This window comes from Kocuria salsicia, assembly GCF_007681555.1.
Classification (GTDB): Bacteria; Actinomycetota; Actinomycetes; order Actinomycetales; family Micrococcaceae; genus Kocuria; species Kocuria salsicia.
On the sequence record NZ_VELE01000003.1, the window covers coordinates 225,946 to 241,759 of the forward strand.

Below are 15,814 nucleotides of genomic sequence, written 5' to 3' on the forward strand. Positions count from 1 at the left end.
TGGGGTCGGGAGCGCGCCCGGTGCGGACGGCGTCGCGGCGTGCGAAGGGCTCGCGGACGACGTCGTCGCCTTCCGGGGGTGCTCCTGCCCGCGGCCTCGCCGCTGGCGGGGTTGCGGACCGACGGGAGCGCACGGCCCCCGGGCTGACGATACACAACATGCTGATGGTCACGACACGATATATTGTGCTCCGGCCGCGCGGTCACCGCGCGGACCACGCACTTCATACCCCCGGGCAGGCCCCGGGGCCCCGTCCGCAAAACCCGAGGTACCCCCGCATGAGCATCCGTCCCATTGTGATCTCCGGCAATCCCGTGCTGCACCGCCCCGCCGCGCGGGTCACGGAGTTCGACGACGCCCTGCGGGATCTGATCGCGGACATGCACGAGACGATGGACGCGTCCCACGGCGTGGGGCTCGCCGCCCCGCAGATCGGAGTGTGCCTGCGGATCTTCACCTACATCTTCGAGAACGAGGACGGCGTGGCACCACGGGGCACGCTCGTGAACCCCGTGCTGACCACGGGGAAGATCAGCGAGAAAGCCCCGGACCCGGACGAGGAGGCCGAAGGCTGCCTGTCCGTGCCCAGCCAGGCGTGGCCGCTCAAGCGCGCGGACTGGATCCGGATCGCGGGCCAGGACGGCAACGGGGACCCCGTGGCGTTCGAGGCCACCGGGTGGTTCGCCCGCGTGATGCAGCACGAGTACGACCACCTGGACGGCAAGCTCTATGTGGACCGGCTCAACCCCAAGTGGTCCAGGAAGGCCCGCAAGGCGATCGCCAGGGAGAAGTGGGGCACGGACTCCTCTTGGCTACCGGGCGTGGACGAGGACCCGTTCGGCCACTGACGCGCACTGGGGCGGGCGACCGGGGCCGGGCCACGTCCGGGTCACCCCCGGATCACTGCGGGTCCAGCACCACCGTGAGCACGCCTGCCTTGCGGGCCGTCGGTTCTGTGAGCTCCACGGTCCATTGCTCGGCGAGCGCGTCCCGCACGTCTGCCACGGTGGCCGGTTCCGTCCCCGACGCCGCCGCCTCGCACAGCTGCCGCGCGACGACGCCGCGCGTGTGCTTCGCGTGGTGGGAAACCACGGAGCGGGAGCCATCCGGCTTCAACTGCTCCACCCGCACCGTGACCGTCCGCGCTGCCGGGGGCTTCCAGGCCGCCCCGTACGCCGCTGAGCGGCAGTCCACCACCACACCGTCCGCGGCGAGCTCGTCGAGCACGGGGGTCAGCCGGGGCTTCCACCATGTGCTCAGCTTCCCGGTGGCGGGCAGCGCTGTTCCCATCGACAACCGGTAGGCGGGAATCCGGTTCGTCGGACGCACCGCTCCCCACAGCGCGGAGACCACGAGGAGCGACTCGGCAGCCACGCGCTTCGCCTCCGGGGAGAGCGAGCTCGCGTCCAGGGCGTCGTAGAGGACTCCCGTGTAGACCTCCAGGGCCGGCGCGGCCGGCGCGGTGCGCAGCCGACGGTTGCGGGCGACGTCGTCGGCCAGGGAAGGCCCGGCACCCAGCACGGCGAGCGCGTCCGGCTGCTCGCTCACTGCGGCGAGCGCATCCGCCACTTCGGACCGCGCGCCGGTGAGGGCGGGCAGGTCCAGGGATGCGAGATCCAGCGGATCGCCGCTCGCGGGGGCGGTCTTCGACTCGGAGGGCGGCAGCAGAATCAGCACCCCACGAGTGTAGGCGGCGTGGCCCCACCCTTCGTGTTGCCAGGGACCGTGCGGATCGTCCCGACAGCTCCACGACGACGGCGCGCGGCAGGCTCCCGGGACAGGTCACCCACGAGTCCCTGGAGCCGACGCGCGGCCACCACCGCAGCGGTCCGCGCGACGGATCCAGGAGCCCCTCACAGCGGACGCGCACCCACCGCGTGGAGGGCCTCGGTGACCATGGCCCCGACCTTCTTGAGGGTGCCGGGTTCGCGGCCCACCAGGATCTGAAGTCCGCCCGTAGGCGCCGTCGGCGTGGTTGCTGCCGCCGCTCCACACGGTCCGCCCGGTCTCCAGCTGGGAGGCCTGGGGGTCCTGGGGGGGGTGGGGGGATCCGATAAAACCATCATGACGCACACCACAGAGAAGTCCATGACAATGCACACATTTCTGTGGGTGTGGTGGACAGGTGGGCCTGTGAGCCGGGTTCTGTGCCGCGGCCGGTTGCCCGCACCGCGGTGGCGACCATCCATCTAGGCCGTGCGTTGCCGCACGGCTCGAGCAGCCTACCCGGACGCTCGGGCGAGCAGCCCTCGAACGCGCCCTGCATGGCCTTGCTCCGGACGGGGTTTACCGAGCCACACCGGTCACCCGGTGTGCTGGTGGTCTCTTACACCACCTTTTCACCCTGACCCGCACACGGCGGGCGGTCTGTTTTCTGTGGCACTGTCCTGCGGGTTTCCCCGAGTGGGTGTTACCCACCGTCCTGCCCTGTGGAGCCCGGACTTTCCTCGAGACGCGTCATGACGACGACGCCGCGCGGTCGCCCAGCCCACCTGTCCACCCCGATCCTACCGCGAGGGACACGCGGCGCAGGCACGAGCGCGGGATGGGCGGGTCTCAGAGCAGGAGCATCGCCGCGCACTCGGGGCACTGCGGGATCGCAGACTCGGGCGTCGCCTCCAGAGCGGCGGCGTCCGCTGGGCTCAGCCGGGTGCCGCACGCCCCGCACGTCCCGTCCTCATAGCGCGCAACGGCGATCCGCCCTCCCCCGCGTGCGGTGCGGTGCTCGTCGTAGCGGGCGAGCAGGCCTGCGTCCGGGAACGCGGCGGCCATGCGTGCCCGCTCCCCCGTGAGACGCTCGTGCTCCGTCTTCAGGGCGGCCAGCTCGGCATCGCGCTCGGCCACGGCCGCGCGGGCCTCCGCGTCCGCGGCCCGCAGCAGGGGCAGCTTGCGCTCACGGTCCGCCGCCACCTCCTCGGCATGGTCCATCGCCACGAGCTGCTCCTCCTCCACCACGGCGAGCTGGGCGGTGAGGGACTCGATCTGGTGCTGAATGCCCAGGAGGTCCTTGGACGTGCCACCGGCGTTGAGCCGCTTTTCGTCCCGCTCAATCCTGGACTGGACCTCCTCCACCTTCGTCTCCGCGGCGACGATGGCGGACTCGGCCTCGGCCTTCGCCGCGTCCAGATCGCGCGACGCCGCGATCGCCTGCGCCCGGCGCCGCAGCAGCGTGGCCACCGACTCGGAATTCTGCAGCTGCCGCGCCCGGTTGACGGTGGTCAGCAGTCGGGAGTCGACGCCCTGCAGCTCAAGGAGCGCGGGAAGGGAGGTTCGAGACGGTGCCATGGCGTTCTCCTCGAGGTCAGCGGTACGGCGGTGTGGGGTGGGCGGAGCTGCGGCGGTGCGGACGATGGGAGTGGTGGCAGTTCAGTCCTGGGGCTGGGGATCGGCAGAGACCCGGAAGTCCCACGGGTCGGTGCGCAACGTGCTCACGTGGGTCTCCACATGGAAACCGCGCTCGGCGAGCAGTCGCTGCAGATCCTCCGCGGCCCACGGTAGCCACAGCGCCTCGCTGCCCCAGTGGGTGGCGTCGATCAGGGCGGGCGTGCCGTGCCCACCCGGTCCCACCGCCCGCTCCCGCGCCTCGGAGGCCGGGTGGTGGCGGAGGTCCGCGGTGACGTAGACGTCCGCCCCGTGCTCCCGCACCTCGTCGAAGAGGGAATCGCCCGAGCCCCCGCACACCGCGACCGTGCTCACGCGACGTTCCGGATCCCCGGCCACGCGCAGTCCCTGCACCCCCTGGGGAATCCGCGCGGCAAGTCGCTCGGCGAGCTCGCGCAGGGTCACGGCCCGTTCGAGGGTGCCCACCCGTCCCAGCCCCACAGCCGGGTCCGTGGCGTGCGGAACCAGCGGTGCGGCGTCGTCGGGATTCACCCCGCACGTCGCGATCAGGGCGTCCGAGACGCCGCGGCGCGCGGCATCAGCGTTGGTGTGGCAGCACAGCAGGGCGCAGCGGTTCTCGACCAGGTCGTGGATGGCGCGGCCCTTGAAGCCCTCCGCGGACACCGACGTGACGCCGCGCAGCAGCAGGGGGTGGTGGGTGAGCAGCATGTCCGCGCCCGCGTCGACCGCCTCCCGCACGACGCCGTCCACCGGGTCCACGGCGAAGTGGATCCGCCTGACCACCGCGCCGGGGCGGCCCGTGACCAGGCCGGAGGCGTCCCACGACTCCTGGAGCCGGAACGGCCACAGGGCGTCCGCGGCGCGGACCACGTCCTGGACCGTGGGGTGGGGCGTTCGGGACGGCTGATCGGTGCTCATGGGCCCATCCTATGAGCACGGCCACGCAGCGGCCCGGGAATCTTCCGCCGCGCGCCGCGTTGTACAGGGCATGACTGAATCGACACCGCAGACGTTCGTGCTCGCCGGTGGCTGCTTCTGGTGCCTCGACGCCGTCTACCGCAGGGTGCGCGGCGTGCTCGGGGTCCGCAGCGTCTACACCGGGGGCCACACCGAGCACCCGGACTACGAGTCCGTGTGCTCCGGGACCACCGGCCACGCCGAGGCCGTGGAGGTCACGTTCGACCCCTCCGTGGTTCCCGCGGACGTGATCCTGGACCTCTTCTTCACGGGCCACGACCCCACCACGCTGAACCGGCAGGGCTACGACGTGGGCACCCAGTACCGCTCCGCCATGTTCCCCGCCGACGACGAGCAGCGTCGCCTCTTCGAGGCCGCGATCACCCGCGCCCAGGAGCTCTTCGAGGACCCCGTGGTGACCACCGTGGAGCCCCTGGGACCGCTGCACGAGGCCGAGGACTTCCACCAGGACTTCTACGGCAACCAGCCCTTCAACGGCTACTGCCAGGTGATCATCAACCCCAAGCTCGCGAAGGTCCGCAAACATTACGCCGCGTGGCTCACGGACTGAACGGGCCCAACCCGCACCGATACGCTGGAGAAGATTCTGTGCAGGCCCCCGGCCGCGCCCGTGAGCGCGCCGCGGCACTGCGTGGCAACCGAACAGGAGAGATTTCCATGGGCAAGATCTACAACGACGTCACCGAGGTGGTCGGGGGCACTCCCCTGGTCCGCCTGAACCACCTGGACGAGGGCCTGCCCGGCAACGTGGCGGTCAAGCTCGAGTTCTACAACCCCGCGAACTCTGTGAAGGACCGCATCGGCAAGGCCATCGTGGACGCCGCCGAGGCCTCCGGCCAGCTCAAGCCGGGCGGAACGATCGTGGAGGGCACCTCCGGCAACACCGGCATCGCCCTGGCCATGGTGGGTGCTGCCCGCGGCTACAAGGTCATCCTGACCATGCCCGAGACCATGTCCACCGAGCGCCGGGTCATGCTGCGCGCCTACGGTGCCGAGATCGTGCTGACCCCGGGCGCGGACGGCATGCGCGGCGCCGTGGACAAGGCCCAGGAGATCGTGGACACCACCGAGAACGCGGTGCTCGCGAGCCAGTTCGCCAACCCGGCGAACCCCCAGGTGCACTACGAGACCACGGGCCCGGAGGTCTGGGAGGACACGGACGGGCAGGTGGACGTCTTCGTGGCGGGCATCGGCACCGGCGGCACCATCTCCGGCGTCGGGAAGTACCTGCGCGAGCAGAAGCCGGACGTGCGCCTCATCGCCGTGGAGCCCTCCGACTCCCCGCTGCTCACCGAGGGCAAGGCCGGGCCCCACAAGATCCAGGGCCTCGGCGCGAACTTCGTGCCGGACGTCCTGGACCGCGAGGTCTACGACGACGTCTACGACGTCACCGTGGAGGACTCCGTGAAGGTCGCCCGTGACCTCGGCACCAAGGAGGGCATCCTCGGTGGCATCTCCTCGGGCGCCATCGTGTGGGCCGCCCTGCAGGAGGCCGCCAAGGAGGAGAACCGCGACAAGCTGATCGTGGCTGTGGTCTGCGACTTCGGCGAGCGCTACATCTCCACGATCCTCTACGAGGACATCCGGGGCTGATCGCCCCCACCAACGGGCGCCGCGGGTGCCCGGGGCCTGCGCCCTCACCGGCGCGCCCCGGGCACCCGTTCGTCGCTTCCGCCGCCTCCCGGCCCGGCGCCCAGCGCGCGGACGTGACCTCCTCAGCCCGCCGACCTGGGACAATGGACCGGTCTGCCGGTCCACCACCGAAGGGGAATTCCACGTGAGCTTCTGGCGCCGACTCCGCGAGGACATCGACACGGCCCGCACCCACGACCCCGCGGCGCGCTCCGCCGTGGAGATCGTGCTGAACTACTCCGGGCTGCACGCCATCTGGGCGCACCGGCTCTCCCACCGGCTGTGGCAGGACCCCGAGCGCCGGCTGCTGGCCCGCACCGTGTCCCAGTTCGCGCGCTTCGCCACCGGGGTGGAGATCCACCCGGGGGCCACGATCGGCCGCCGCTTCTTCATCGACCACGGCATGGGCGTGGTGATCGGGGAGACCGCGGAGATCGGCGAGGACGTCATGATCTACCACGGCGTCACACTGGGCGGCCGCTCGCTGGAACCGGTCAAGCGCCACCCCACCATCGGGGACCGCGTCACCATCGGCGCGGGGGCCAAGATCCTGGGTCCCCTCACCGTGGGCCACGACTCCTCCGTGGGCGCCAACGCCGTGGTGGTCAAGGACGTCCCGGAGGACTCCATCGTCACGGGCATCCCCGGCAAGGTCCGCCGCAGGACCCCGGAGAAGCAGGAGCCGCTCGTGGACCCGGCCACCTACATCGACCCCGCCATGTGGATCTGAGACCCCCACCCACGAGGCAGAGCGGGCCGGTTCCCCGAAGGGAACCGGCCCGCTCTGCTTCTGTCAGGACGTCGGTCCTGGGATCAGGAGACGACCTCGGAACGGTCCCCGCTCCACAGCACGTGGAAGCTGGACTCGGGGTCGTCGATGCGCTTGTAGGTGTGCGCGCCGAAGTAGTCGCGCAGACCCTGGGTCAGCGCGGCGTTCAGGCGCGGGCGGCGCAGACCGTCGTAGTACGCGAGCGCCGAGGAGAACACCGGGGCGGGGATGCCGCGCTCCACCGCGCGGGCCACCACGCGACGCCATGCCGGCAGGGCGTCCTCGATGGACTCCACGAACTCGGGCGCGAAGAGCAGGTTCAGCGGGGCCTTGTCGCCCTCGTAGGCCTTCATGATCACGTTGAGCAGCTCGGCGCGAATGATGCAGCCGTTGCGCCACAGGCTCGCGATCGTGGCCAGGTCCAGGATCCAGCCGTACTCGCGCCCGGCCATGGTGAGCATGTCCAGGCCCTGCGCGTAGGCCACGAGCTTGGACGCGTAGAGCGCCTTGCGGACGTCCTCCACGAACCCGGGGTCACGCACGACGTCCTCGGTGGTCTCGCCGATGCCCGCCGGCAGCACCTCCTGGGCCTCCTTGCGCATGGCGGGCTCGGAGGAGGACAGTGCGCGGGCGAACACGGACTCGGCGATCGCCGTGACCGGCGAGCCCAGCTCGAGCGCCTCCTGCACGGTCCAGCGGCCGGTGCCCTTCTGCCCCGCGGCGTCCGCCACGATGTCGATGAACGGCTTGCCCGTCTTGGGGTCCACCTGGCGCAGCACCTGCGCGGTGATCTCGATCAGGTAGGAGGACAGCTCAGTCTTGTTCCACTCGTCGAACACGTCCGCCTGCTCGGCGGGCTCCAGACCCGCCACGGAGCGCAGCAGCTCGTGCGCCTCGCCGATGACCTGCATGTCCGCGTACTCGATGCCGTTGTGCACCATCTTCACGAAGTGACCTGCACCGTCGGTGCTGATCCACGCGCAGCACGGAGCGCCGTCCTTCGCCTTCGCGGAGATGTCCTCGAGCATGGGCCCGAGCGTCTTGTAGGACTCCTCGGAGCCGCCCGGCATGATGGACGGGCCGTTGAGCGCGCCCTCCTCGCCGCCGGAGACGCCCACGCCCACGAAGTGCAGGCCCTTCTCGGCGAGCTCACGCTCGCGGCGGCGCGTGTCCTGGAAGTAGGAGTTGCCGCCGTCGATGATGATGTCGCCCTCGTCCAGCAGCGGCGTGAGCTGCTCGATCACGGCGTCCACGGGCGCACCCGCCTTGACCATGATCATCACGCGCCGCGGCGTCGCCAGCGAGTCCACGAGCTCCTGCATGGTCTCCGTGCGGACGAAGTCCCCCTCGGAGCCGTGCTCGGCGAGCAACGCGTCCGTCTTGCCCACGGAGCGGTTGTGCAGCGCCACGGTGTAGCCGTGGTGTGCGAAGTTGCGAGCCAGGTTGGCGCCCATCACGGCCAGGCCGGTGACACCGATGTCTGCTTTCTTTTCTGCTGCCATGCGTCCTAGCCTATCCACCCTGCCGCCGTGCCAGTAGCCGGGGCGCGGTGGCGTGGGACAGGCCCCGACATGCACGGAACCCCCGGGAGCCGTGGCTCCCGGGGGTTCCGGTGTGTGGTGGAGACCGACGGAATCGAACCGCCGTATCTGTCACGCCCGAAGGCGATCCAGCGCACCAGCGTCCCCTGGTGTGTTGATCTCGACAACGAGTACAGCCTAACGCATTCATCGGGTCGAGTGTCAAACCCGCTCCAGGCTGCCGTGGGGAACATCACGCCGGGTCGACGACGCCTCGTTGGGCGAGTTCCCGACCGACCGGTAGGCTATCCCCCATCGGGTGCTGGCAGCTGTTCCAGTCGTGCCCACCCGATCCTGGGGCCTTTAGCTCAGCTGGTAGAGCGCTACGTTTACACCGTAGATGTCGTCGGTTCGATCCCGGCAGGGCCCACACCTCCCCCCTTCTCCCGCGCCGTCCTCTTCCTGCGGTGCCGCCACCGGTCCAGGCGCCCTGCCCCCGCCCCGCCCGGCGCCCATGTGAACCTGCACCCACGCGCCGGGCGCCCGCTCCCGTGGTGCCCATGCACGACGAGCCGGAGGACGAGGCGATCGTCTCCCGTCACAGAGCCACGGGCGAGGGGCTCAGCCACCTGGGTGACGCGCAGTCCCGGATTCGTTGGGGAAAGCTCGCGCTCGAGGTTCTGGACCCCGACGAGTCCGTCCTCGCCGCGATTCCCTGCATCGACGCCTTCGAACCGAGCCGGGCACTCGTGGTGACGGACCGCAGAGTGATCATCCGGGGCGTCCGTGTGCTGCGGTCCCGGCACACGGTCCGCGGGATTCCGCGGCATCACGTGACCGGCGCGCGTGTGGAGGACGGGTGGCTCGCCGACGGGACCATACTGAGGACCTCCACCGAAAGGGGCCTCCTGTGAGTGTCCGCCGGAGCGCAGCCGCACAACGGGTGGTGGACGTCCTCCACAAGCTCGTGACAGGCTGAGAGCCGGTGCACCTCAGGGCACCGCCGGGCGCACCATCCCGATCGCGGGAACGGTCCCCCGGCACGGCACGGGACCGCGCGAGATGAAACCGAAGCGCGCGTAGTACGGCACGAGGTCCTGCGTAGAGGCTTCCAGGTAGGTCTCCACGTGCTCGCCGTCGATCTCCCGCAGCCGCTCGTTCAGCAGCACGGTGCCCACCCCTTCACCCCGCACCTCGGGAACTGTCCCCACGGCCTTGAGGTACCAGTGCGGCGCGTCCGGATGCGCCTCGTGAGCAAGGTGCTCACTGACCAGGGCGTCCGGGAAACGCTGACGGAAGACCGACAGGTAGGAGAGCAGCCCGGGAAGCATCTGGCGCAGGGACACCTTCTCACCGGGCCCCTCCCACAGCGCCACCCCGAGCACCTCCCGCTCACCACGGCGCCTCGCGAGGTAGGCGTGACCACCGGCCGCCAGGGTCTCGCGCAGGATGCGCTGCCACAGGCGGGTGAGCGGGCGCAGGACGTCACCGCGGGGCAGCAGCCCCACGACGTGCGGGTCCACGGAGAACGCGCGGGCCAGGACGTCGGCCGCGGTGTCGACGTCCTGGGGCGAGGCGCGGACCACGTCCACATCCCCGCCCGTGCGATCGTGTGTGTTCTGTTTCATAGACACACTGCGAGAATAACAGCCGAGGCCCAGCGGCCAACCGGGCCGTGATGCCGTCACGGCCGCAGCAGAGAGCTGGGCGTGTCAGAGCAGTCGCGGCTGGGTCACGGTATCCGCGGGCTTCTTGGCCCGGTGACGACGCGGCGAGGCCGGCTTTTCCTCACCCGGGGCCTGCGCGGCGGAGGCCGCTGTGGTCTCGGGGGTGGACGCCTCCGTGCCCGCGGCGGCCGACGGCTTGGTACCGTCCGGAGCAGGCGCGGTGCTCGAGGTGGGCACGGCGCGGCGCGTTGAGCGGCGTCGTGCCGGAGCGTGCTGCCCGGCCGGCGGCACGAGCGTCTGCTGCCCGGCGAGCTCCGCCTGCTGGTCGCGCAGCACATCGATGGCCCGCTCGAAGTCCTCGAGGTCCTCGAACGCCTGGTAGACGGACGCGAAGCGCAGGTAGGCGACCACGTCCAGACGCCGCAGCGGCGGAAGGATGGCCAGCCCGACGTCGTGGGCCTCCACCTCAGCGCTGCCCGAGGCGCGGATCGACTCCTCGACCTCCTGGGCGAGCATCGCGAGGTCGTCCTCGCTCACCGGCCGCCCCTGGCACGCCTTGCGCACGCCGTTGACGATCTTCTGGCGGTCGAACGGCTCGGTGACCCCGGAGCGCTTGATGACCGAGATGGAGGTGGTCTCCAGGGTGGAGAAGCGGCGGCCGCACTCGGTGCAGCGGCGGCGGCGGCGGATGGAGGTGCCGTCGTCGGAGGTGCGGGAGTCCACGACCTTCGAGTCGTTGTGGCGGCAGAACGGGCAGTGCACGGCTCAGCCTCCCGAGACGGTGTCGGTGCCCGTGCCACGGTCCTCGCCGCGCAGCGTGACCGCGCGCCCGTGGGCAGGGAGGTCCTCGCTCGCGGACAGGGCCACGATGTCCTCCTCCAGCGCGGCCAGCGCCTCGCGCGAGTACTCGATGACTTGCACCGCCTTCATGAAGGAGGCCGCCTGCAAGCCGGAGCTGAACACCGCTGTGCCGCCCGTGGGGAGCACGTGGTTGGAGCCGGCCGCGTAGTCGCCGAGCGGCACGGGGCTGTAGGGGCCCACGAAGACGGCGCCGGCGTTGCGGATCCGGGCCGCCACCCCGCTCGCGTCGCGTGTGTGGATCTCCAGGTGCTCGGCGGCGTAGGCGTCCGCCACGGCCACGGAGGCCTCGAGGTCTTCGGTGAGAACCACCCCGGACTGCGGCCCGCCCAGCGCCGTGGTGATCCGCTCCCGGTGCTTCGCCTCGGAGACCTGCACCGAGAGCTGCTCCTCCACGGCGTGCGCGAGCTCCGGGGAGTCCGTGATCAGCACGGAGCCGGCGGCCGGATCGTGCTCCGCCTGGGAGATCAGGTCCGCGGCAACGTAGCGGGGATCGGCGGAGTCATCCGCAAGGACCGCGATCTCGGTGGTCCCGGCCTCGGCGTCCACGCCCACCACGGAGCGCAGCTGCCGCTTGGCCATGGCCACGAAGATATTGCCCGGGCCGGTGACGGTGTTCACGGGCTCCAGGACGTCCTCGCCGTCCACGACGCCGTGCGCCATGGCCGCGAGCGACTGCGCACCGCCGATGGCCCAGACCTCGTCCACGCCCAGCAGGCCGGCCGCACCGAGGATGACGGGGTGCGGCAGACCGCCGAACTCCTTCTGCGGTGGGGAGCACAGCACCACGGACTCCACGCCGGCCGCCTGCGCCGGGACCACATTCATCACCACGGAGGACGGGTACACGGCCAGCCCGCCGGGGATGTAGAGCCCAGCGCGCCGCACGGGGGTCCAGCGGTGGTGCAGGGCCGCGCCGGGTGCCACCTCCACGGTCACGTCCGACGGGCGCTGTGCGGCGGCGAACGCCCGTGTGCGCTCGATCGCGGACTCTAGACCGTGCCGCACGGCAGGGTCCAGGGCGGCGACGGCGCGCTGGATCTCCTCGGGGGCAACCCGGATGCGCTCCTGGTCCACGCCGTCGAACTTCCGGGCGAGCTCGCGCAAGGCCTCCGCTCCGCGCGCCTTCACATCCTCGATGATCCCCCGCACGGCGTCCTCGGCGTCCACGACCGACGACGGCGCCTGCCGAGGCACCGCGGCACGCAGCTCGCTCCAGCCCAGGTGCGTCCCCCGAAGGTCTGTGACCCGCAGGTACGAGCCGGGGGTGGTGGTGGGCGCGGGGATCAGGGGTTGCTCAGTCACGTTTTCAGTCTACAATCGCGCGTCAATCGGACGGGGCTCGATCGGAGGAGGCCTCGGCACTGCCCGGCGCGGAGCGCCGTCGCGGGCGGATCAGGCAACCGACCGGTCCGCCGCCGCGGTGATGCGGGCACCGCTGCGGCCGCACGCGGCGCGGCGCGGCTCACGCCTCCAGGCAGGCCGGGCCCAGCAGCACCTTGAGGTCCCCGAACAGCGCGGGCGACGGGTTCACCCGGTACTCGGGTCCGAGCCTCATGACCTGGGTGCTGCGGCGCGTGTCCAGGTGGATGCGCACCTCCGAGTCCCCCTTGTGGTTGCGCAGCACCTCGCCGATCCGGCGAATCGTGGCCTCCGTGGCCCGGTGCTCCGGCAGCGCCACGCACACCGGCCCGGAGGAGCCGTCCACGCTGAGCTCCGGCACCGTGAGCTCCTGCGCGGAGATCGAGACGGAGCCGTCGTCTCGGCGCTGCATCCGTCCCTTGATGACACAGATCAGGTCCTCGGTCAGCACCCCGGCGATCGGCGCGTAGGCCTTGCCGAAGAACATCACCTCGATGGAGCCCGAGCGGTCCTCCAGCTCCACGCGTGCATAGGCATTGCCGGAGGTCTTCGCGATCCGCCGCGAGAGCGAGGTGATCATGCCCCCGATGGTGACCACGGCCCCGTCGGGCCGGGTGTTCTCCTCCGTGAGCAGCGGGGCGATGGCCGTGTCCGTGTACTGGCCCAGGGCGTCGTCGAGACCGCGCAGCGGGTGGTCCGAGACGTAGAGACCCAGCATCTCGCGCTCGAAGGCCAGCAGGTCCTTGCGCTCCCACTCGGGGACGTCCGGGACCTCCACGGAGAAGGTCTCCTGCTCCGTGTCCTGCGAACCGCTCATCGAGAAGATGTCGAAGGTGAACTCGCCGTTGTCCTCTTTTTTCTTCTGCGCGACCACGTCCTCCACGGCCTGCTCGTGGCACATCACCAGGCTGCGGCGGGTGTGGCCGAGCTGGTCGAACGCACCGGCCTTGACCATGGACTCGATGGTGCGCTTGTTGCACACCACGGCCGGGACCTTCGCCAGGAAGTCGTTGAAGGAGGTGAACTTGCCCTCCTCGTTGCGTGCACCCACCATGGCCTGGACCACGTTGGCGCCCACATTGCGCACCGCACCCATGCCAAAGCGGATGTCAGTGCCCACAGGGGTGAAGTTCAACTCGGACTCGTTCACGTCCGGCGGCAGCACGGTGATGCCCATGTGGCGGCACTCCGTGAGGTACATGGCGAGCTTGTCCTTGTCGTCGCCCACCGAGGTCAGCAGGGCCGCCATGTACTCGGCCGGGTAGTGTGCCTTGAGGTAGGCGGTCCAGTAGGAGACCAGCCCGTAGGCCGCCGAGTGCGCCTTGTTGAACGCGTAGTCCGAGAAGGGCAACAGGATATCCCACAGGGCCTTGATCGCGTCCTCGGAGTACCCGCGGTCGATCATCCCCTGGTGGAAGCCCTGGTACTGCTTGTCCAGCTCCGCCTTCTTCTTCTTGCCCATCGCGCGGCGCAGAATGTCCGCCTGGCCCAGGGAGTAGCCGGCCACCTTCTGGGCGATCGCCATCACCTGCTCCTGGTAGACGATCAGACCGTAGGTGGTGCCCAGGATCTCCGAGAGCGGCTCGGCGAGCTCCGGGTGGATGGGCGTGATCTCCTGCGCGCCGTTCTTGCGCAGCGCGTAGTTCGTGTGCGAGTTCGCGCCCATGGGCCCCGGCCGGTACAGGGCGATGGTCGCAGAGATGTCCTCGAAGTTGTCCGGGCGCATCAGCTTGAGCAGCTGGCGCATGGGCCCGCCGTCCAGCTGGAACACGCCCAAGGTGTCCCCGCGCGCGAGCAGGTCGTAGGACCCGGCGTCGTCGATCGGCAGGTGCTCCAGGTCCAGCACGAACCCGTCCCGGTTGAGCGTGATGTTCTCGAGGGCGTCCGAGATGATCGTGAGGTTGCGCAGCCCCAGGAAGTCCATCTTGATCAGCCCCAGGCCCTCGCACGTGGGGTAGTCGAACTGCGTGATGACCTGCCCGTCCTGCTCGCGGCGCATCAGCGGGATGATGTCGATCAGCGGATCCGAGGACATGATCACGCCGGCCGCGTGCACACCCCACTGCCGCTTGAGCCCCTCCAGGCCCTGGGCGGTCTCGAAGACCTTCATGGACTCGGGGTCGTCCGCGAGGATCTCGCGCAGCTCCCCGGCCTCGTCGTAGCGCTTGGCATCCTCGTCGTAGACGTCCTGCAGGGAGATGCCCTTGCCCATCACGTCCGGCGGCATGGCCTTAGTGAGCCGCTCCCCCATGGAGAACGGGTAGCCCAGAACGCGTGAGGAGTCCTTCAGCGCCTGCTTGGCCTTGATGGTGCCGTAGGTGACGATCATGGCCACGCGCTCGTCGCCGTACTTCTCGGTGACGTAGTGGATCACCTCAGAGCGTCGGCGGTCGTCGAAGTCGACGTCGAAGTCCGGCATGGACACGCGGTCCGGGTTCAGGAAGCGCTCGAAGATCAGCCCGTGCGCCAAGGGGTTCAGCTCGGTGATGCGCATGGCGTACGCAACCATGGAACCGGCACCGGAGCCACGCCCCGGACCCACGCGGATCCCGTTGTCCTTGGACCAGTTGATGAAGTCCGCGACCACCAGGAAGTAACCCGGGAAGCCCATCTGGATGATGATCTTCTTCTCGTACTCCGCCTGCTCGCGGACGTCATCCGGGATGCCGGCCGGGAAGCGGTAGTGCAGCCCCTTCTCGACCTCCTTGATGAACCACGAGGTCTCGTCCTCGCCCTCCGGCGTGGGGAAGCGCGGCATGTAGTTGGCGGACGTGTCGAAGTCCACCTCGCAGCGCTCCGCGATCTCCAGCGTGTTGTCGCACGCCTCCGGGAAGTCCCGGAACACCTCGCGCATCTGTTCCGGGGACTTGAGGTAGAACTCGTCCGCGTCGAACTTGAAGCGCTTTGGGTCCTGCAGGGTGGAACCGGACTGCACGCACAGCAGCGCCGCGTGGGACTTGGCGTCCTCCGCGTGCGTGTAGTGCAGGTCGTTGGTGGCCACCAGGGGAAGGTTCAGTTCCTTGGCCAGGCGCAGCAGGTCCCCCGTGACCCGCTTCTCGATGCCCAGCCCGTGGTCCATGAGCTCGCAGTAGAAGTTCTCGGCGCCGAAGATGTCCCGGAAATCGGCAGCGGCCTTGACCGCCTCGTCGTACTGGCCCAGCCGCAGCCGGGTCTGCACCTCCCCGGAGGGGCAGCCGGTGGTGGCGATCAGCCCCTTGCCGTACTGGTTGAGCAGCTCCCGGTCCATGCGCGGCTTGTAGAGCTGGCCCTCCAGGGACGCTTTGGTGGAGGCGCGGAAGAGGTTCTGCATGCCCTCGCTGGACTGCGCGAGCAGGGTCATGTGCGTGTAGGCACCGGCACCGGAGACGTCGTCGCGCCCGCCGTCCGCGAACTTCACGCGCGTGCGGTCCTGCCGGGCGGTGCCCGGGGTCAGGTATGCCTCGACGCCGACAATCGGCTTGATGCCGGCCGCACGGGCCTTGTTCCAGAAGTCGAAGGCACCGAAGACGAACCCGTGGTCCGTGGTGGCCAGGGAGTCCATCCCCAGCCGGTGGCACTCCTCGAAGAGGTCGTTTAGGCGCGCGGCACCGTCCAGCATGGAGTACTCGGTGTGCACGTGGAGATGGGTGAAGCCTTTTTTGCCGGTCGCCGAAGTCACGGGACAAGTCTAGGCGGCGGCTCCGACA

The 15,814-nt window shown here is 70.1% G+C and carries 12 protein-coding genes, 2 tRNA genes, 1 other RNA gene and 1 pseudogene; 6 read left to right on the top strand and 10 right to left on the bottom strand.

Annotated elements, in window-relative coordinates; all coding sequences use genetic code 11:
- Positions 1-278 precede the first annotated feature (278 nt).
- Positions 279-848 carry a peptide deformylase gene (gene def, locus FS770_RS07420; protein ID WP_144942799.1) on the top strand — a complete coding sequence of 190 codons (570 nt, stop codon included), beginning with the start codon at positions 279-281 and terminating at the stop codon, positions 846-848.
- A gap of 52 nt (positions 849-900) precedes the next feature.
- Here the strand turns inward: def and FS770_RS07425 are convergent, their stop codons facing one another.
- The 4 genes from FS770_RS07425 to FS770_RS07440 form a co-directional block, all read right to left on the bottom strand.
- Entirely contained in the window at positions 901-1,677 is a 777-nt protein-coding gene (locus FS770_RS07425; RefSeq protein ID WP_144942798.1) for a YaaA family protein, read from the bottom strand.
- A gap of 441 nt (positions 1,678-2,118) precedes the next feature.
- Positions 2,119-2,495: RNase P RNA component class A (rnpB, locus tag FS770_RS07430), an RNA gene on the bottom strand.
- A 61-nt stretch (positions 2,496-2,556) separates the two neighbouring features.
- Positions 2,557-3,285 carry a zinc ribbon domain-containing protein gene (locus tag FS770_RS07435; protein WP_144942797.1) on the bottom strand — a complete coding sequence of 243 codons (729 nt, stop codon included), beginning with the start codon at positions 3,283-3,285 and terminating at the stop codon, positions 2,557-2,559.
- An 81-nt stretch (positions 3,286-3,366) separates the two neighbouring features.
- Positions 3,367-4,260 (bottom strand): Nif3-like dinuclear metal center hexameric protein, encoded by an 894-nt coding sequence (locus FS770_RS07440; RefSeq protein WP_144942796.1) that lies wholly within the window; start codon positions 4,258-4,260, stop codon positions 3,367-3,369.
- A gap of 70 nt (positions 4,261-4,330) precedes the next feature.
- Between FS770_RS07440 and msrA the strand changes: the two genes are divergently transcribed.
- The 3 genes from msrA to epsC all read left to right on the top strand — a co-directional run bounded on the left by msrA (position 4,331) and on the right by epsC (position 6,682).
- Entirely contained in the window at positions 4,331-4,870 is a 540-nt protein-coding gene (msrA, locus tag FS770_RS07445; RefSeq protein WP_055085740.1) for a peptide-methionine (S)-S-oxide reductase MsrA, read from the top strand.
- 107 nt (positions 4,871-4,977) lie between these two features.
- On the top strand, positions 4,978-5,913 hold the full coding sequence (gene cysK, locus FS770_RS07450; protein ID WP_144942795.1) for a cysteine synthase A: 936 nt from the start codon (positions 4,978-4,980) through the stop codon (positions 5,911-5,913).
- A gap of 184 nt (positions 5,914-6,097) precedes the next feature.
- The gene (gene epsC / locus FS770_RS07455; RefSeq protein ID WP_055085744.1) at positions 6,098-6,682 is read left to right on the top strand and encodes a serine O-acetyltransferase EpsC; all 585 of its coding nucleotides are present in this window, start codon (positions 6,098-6,100) and stop codon (positions 6,680-6,682) included.
- A gap of 83 nt (positions 6,683-6,765) precedes the next feature.
- Here the strand turns inward: epsC and gndA are convergent, their stop codons facing one another.
- A complete protein-coding gene (gndA, locus tag FS770_RS07460; RefSeq protein WP_145010855.1) occupies positions 6,766-8,223 on the bottom strand; it encodes an NADP-dependent phosphogluconate dehydrogenase in 1,458 nt (485 codons plus the stop codon).
- A gap of 115 nt (positions 8,224-8,338) precedes the next feature.
- Positions 8,339-8,409 (bottom strand) — tRNA-OTHER (locus FS770_RS13740).
- 189 nt (positions 8,410-8,598) lie between these two features.
- Here FS770_RS13740 and FS770_RS07465 point away from each other — a divergent pair.
- Both FS770_RS07465 and FS770_RS07470 read left to right on the top strand, forming a co-directional pair.
- Positions 8,599-8,671 (top strand) — tRNA-Val (locus tag FS770_RS07465).
- A gap of 130 nt (positions 8,672-8,801) precedes the next feature.
- On the top strand, positions 8,802-9,155 hold the full coding sequence (locus tag FS770_RS07470) for a hypothetical protein (protein ID WP_145010857.1): 354 nt from the start codon (positions 8,802-8,804) through the stop codon (positions 9,153-9,155).
- 78 nt (positions 9,156-9,233) lie between these two features.
- Here FS770_RS07470 and FS770_RS07475 read toward each other — a convergent pair whose 3' ends face one another.
- From FS770_RS07475 to dnaE, 4 genes and pseudogenes are all read right to left on the bottom strand, one after another.
- A complete protein-coding gene (locus tag FS770_RS07475) occupies positions 9,234-9,869 on the bottom strand; it encodes a GNAT family N-acetyltransferase (RefSeq protein ID WP_144942792.1) in 636 nt (211 codons plus the stop codon).
- A gap of 342 nt (positions 9,870-10,211) precedes the next feature.
- Positions 10,212-10,670 (bottom strand): annotated as a pseudogene (gene nrdR, locus FS770_RS14065) (transcriptional regulator NrdR); the annotation flags it as partial.
- Between the two features lie 3 nt (positions 10,671-10,673).
- Positions 10,674-12,071, bottom strand: coding sequence for a histidinol dehydrogenase (hisD, locus tag FS770_RS07485; protein ID WP_145010861.1), 1,398 nt, complete (start codon positions 12,069-12,071; stop codon positions 10,674-10,676).
- 160 nt (positions 12,072-12,231) lie between these two features.
- Positions 12,232-15,726 carry a DNA polymerase III subunit alpha gene (gene dnaE, locus FS770_RS07490; protein WP_244944823.1) on the bottom strand — a complete coding sequence of 1,165 codons (3,495 nt, stop codon included), beginning with the start codon at positions 15,724-15,726 and terminating at the stop codon, positions 12,232-12,234.
- Between the last annotated feature and the right edge of the window lie 88 nt (positions 15,727-15,814).

Bases quoted from the DNA above. Each gene is read 5' to 3' on its own strand.
- def (WP_144942799.1), top strand. From the start codon at position 279: ATGAGCATCCGTCCCATTGTGATCTCCGGCAATCCCGTGCTGCACCGC.
- FS770_RS07435 (WP_144942797.1), bottom strand. From the start codon at position 3,285: ATGGCACCGTCTCGAACCTCCCTTCCCGCGCTCCTTGAGCTGCAGGGC.
- FS770_RS07440 (WP_144942796.1), bottom strand. From the start codon at position 4,260: ATGAGCACCGATCAGCCGTCCCGAACGCCCCACCCCACGGTCCAGGAC.
- msrA (WP_055085740.1), top strand. From the start codon at position 4,331: ATGACTGAATCGACACCGCAGACGTTCGTGCTCGCCGGTGGCTGCTTC.
- cysK (WP_144942795.1), top strand. From the start codon at position 4,978: ATGGGCAAGATCTACAACGACGTCACCGAGGTGGTCGGGGGCACTCCC.
- gndA (WP_145010855.1), bottom strand. From the start codon at position 8,223: ATGGCAGCAGAAAAGAAAGCAGACATCGGTGTCACCGGCCTGGCCGTG.
- FS770_RS07470 (WP_145010857.1), top strand. From the start codon at position 8,802: ATGCACGACGAGCCGGAGGACGAGGCGATCGTCTCCCGTCACAGAGCC.
- FS770_RS07475 (WP_144942792.1), bottom strand. From the start codon at position 9,869: ATGAAACAGAACACACACGATCGCACGGGCGGGGATGTGGACGTGGTC.
- dnaE (WP_244944823.1), bottom strand. From the start codon at position 15,726: ATGCTGGACGGTGCCGCGCGCCTAAACGACCTCTTCGAGGAGTGCCAC.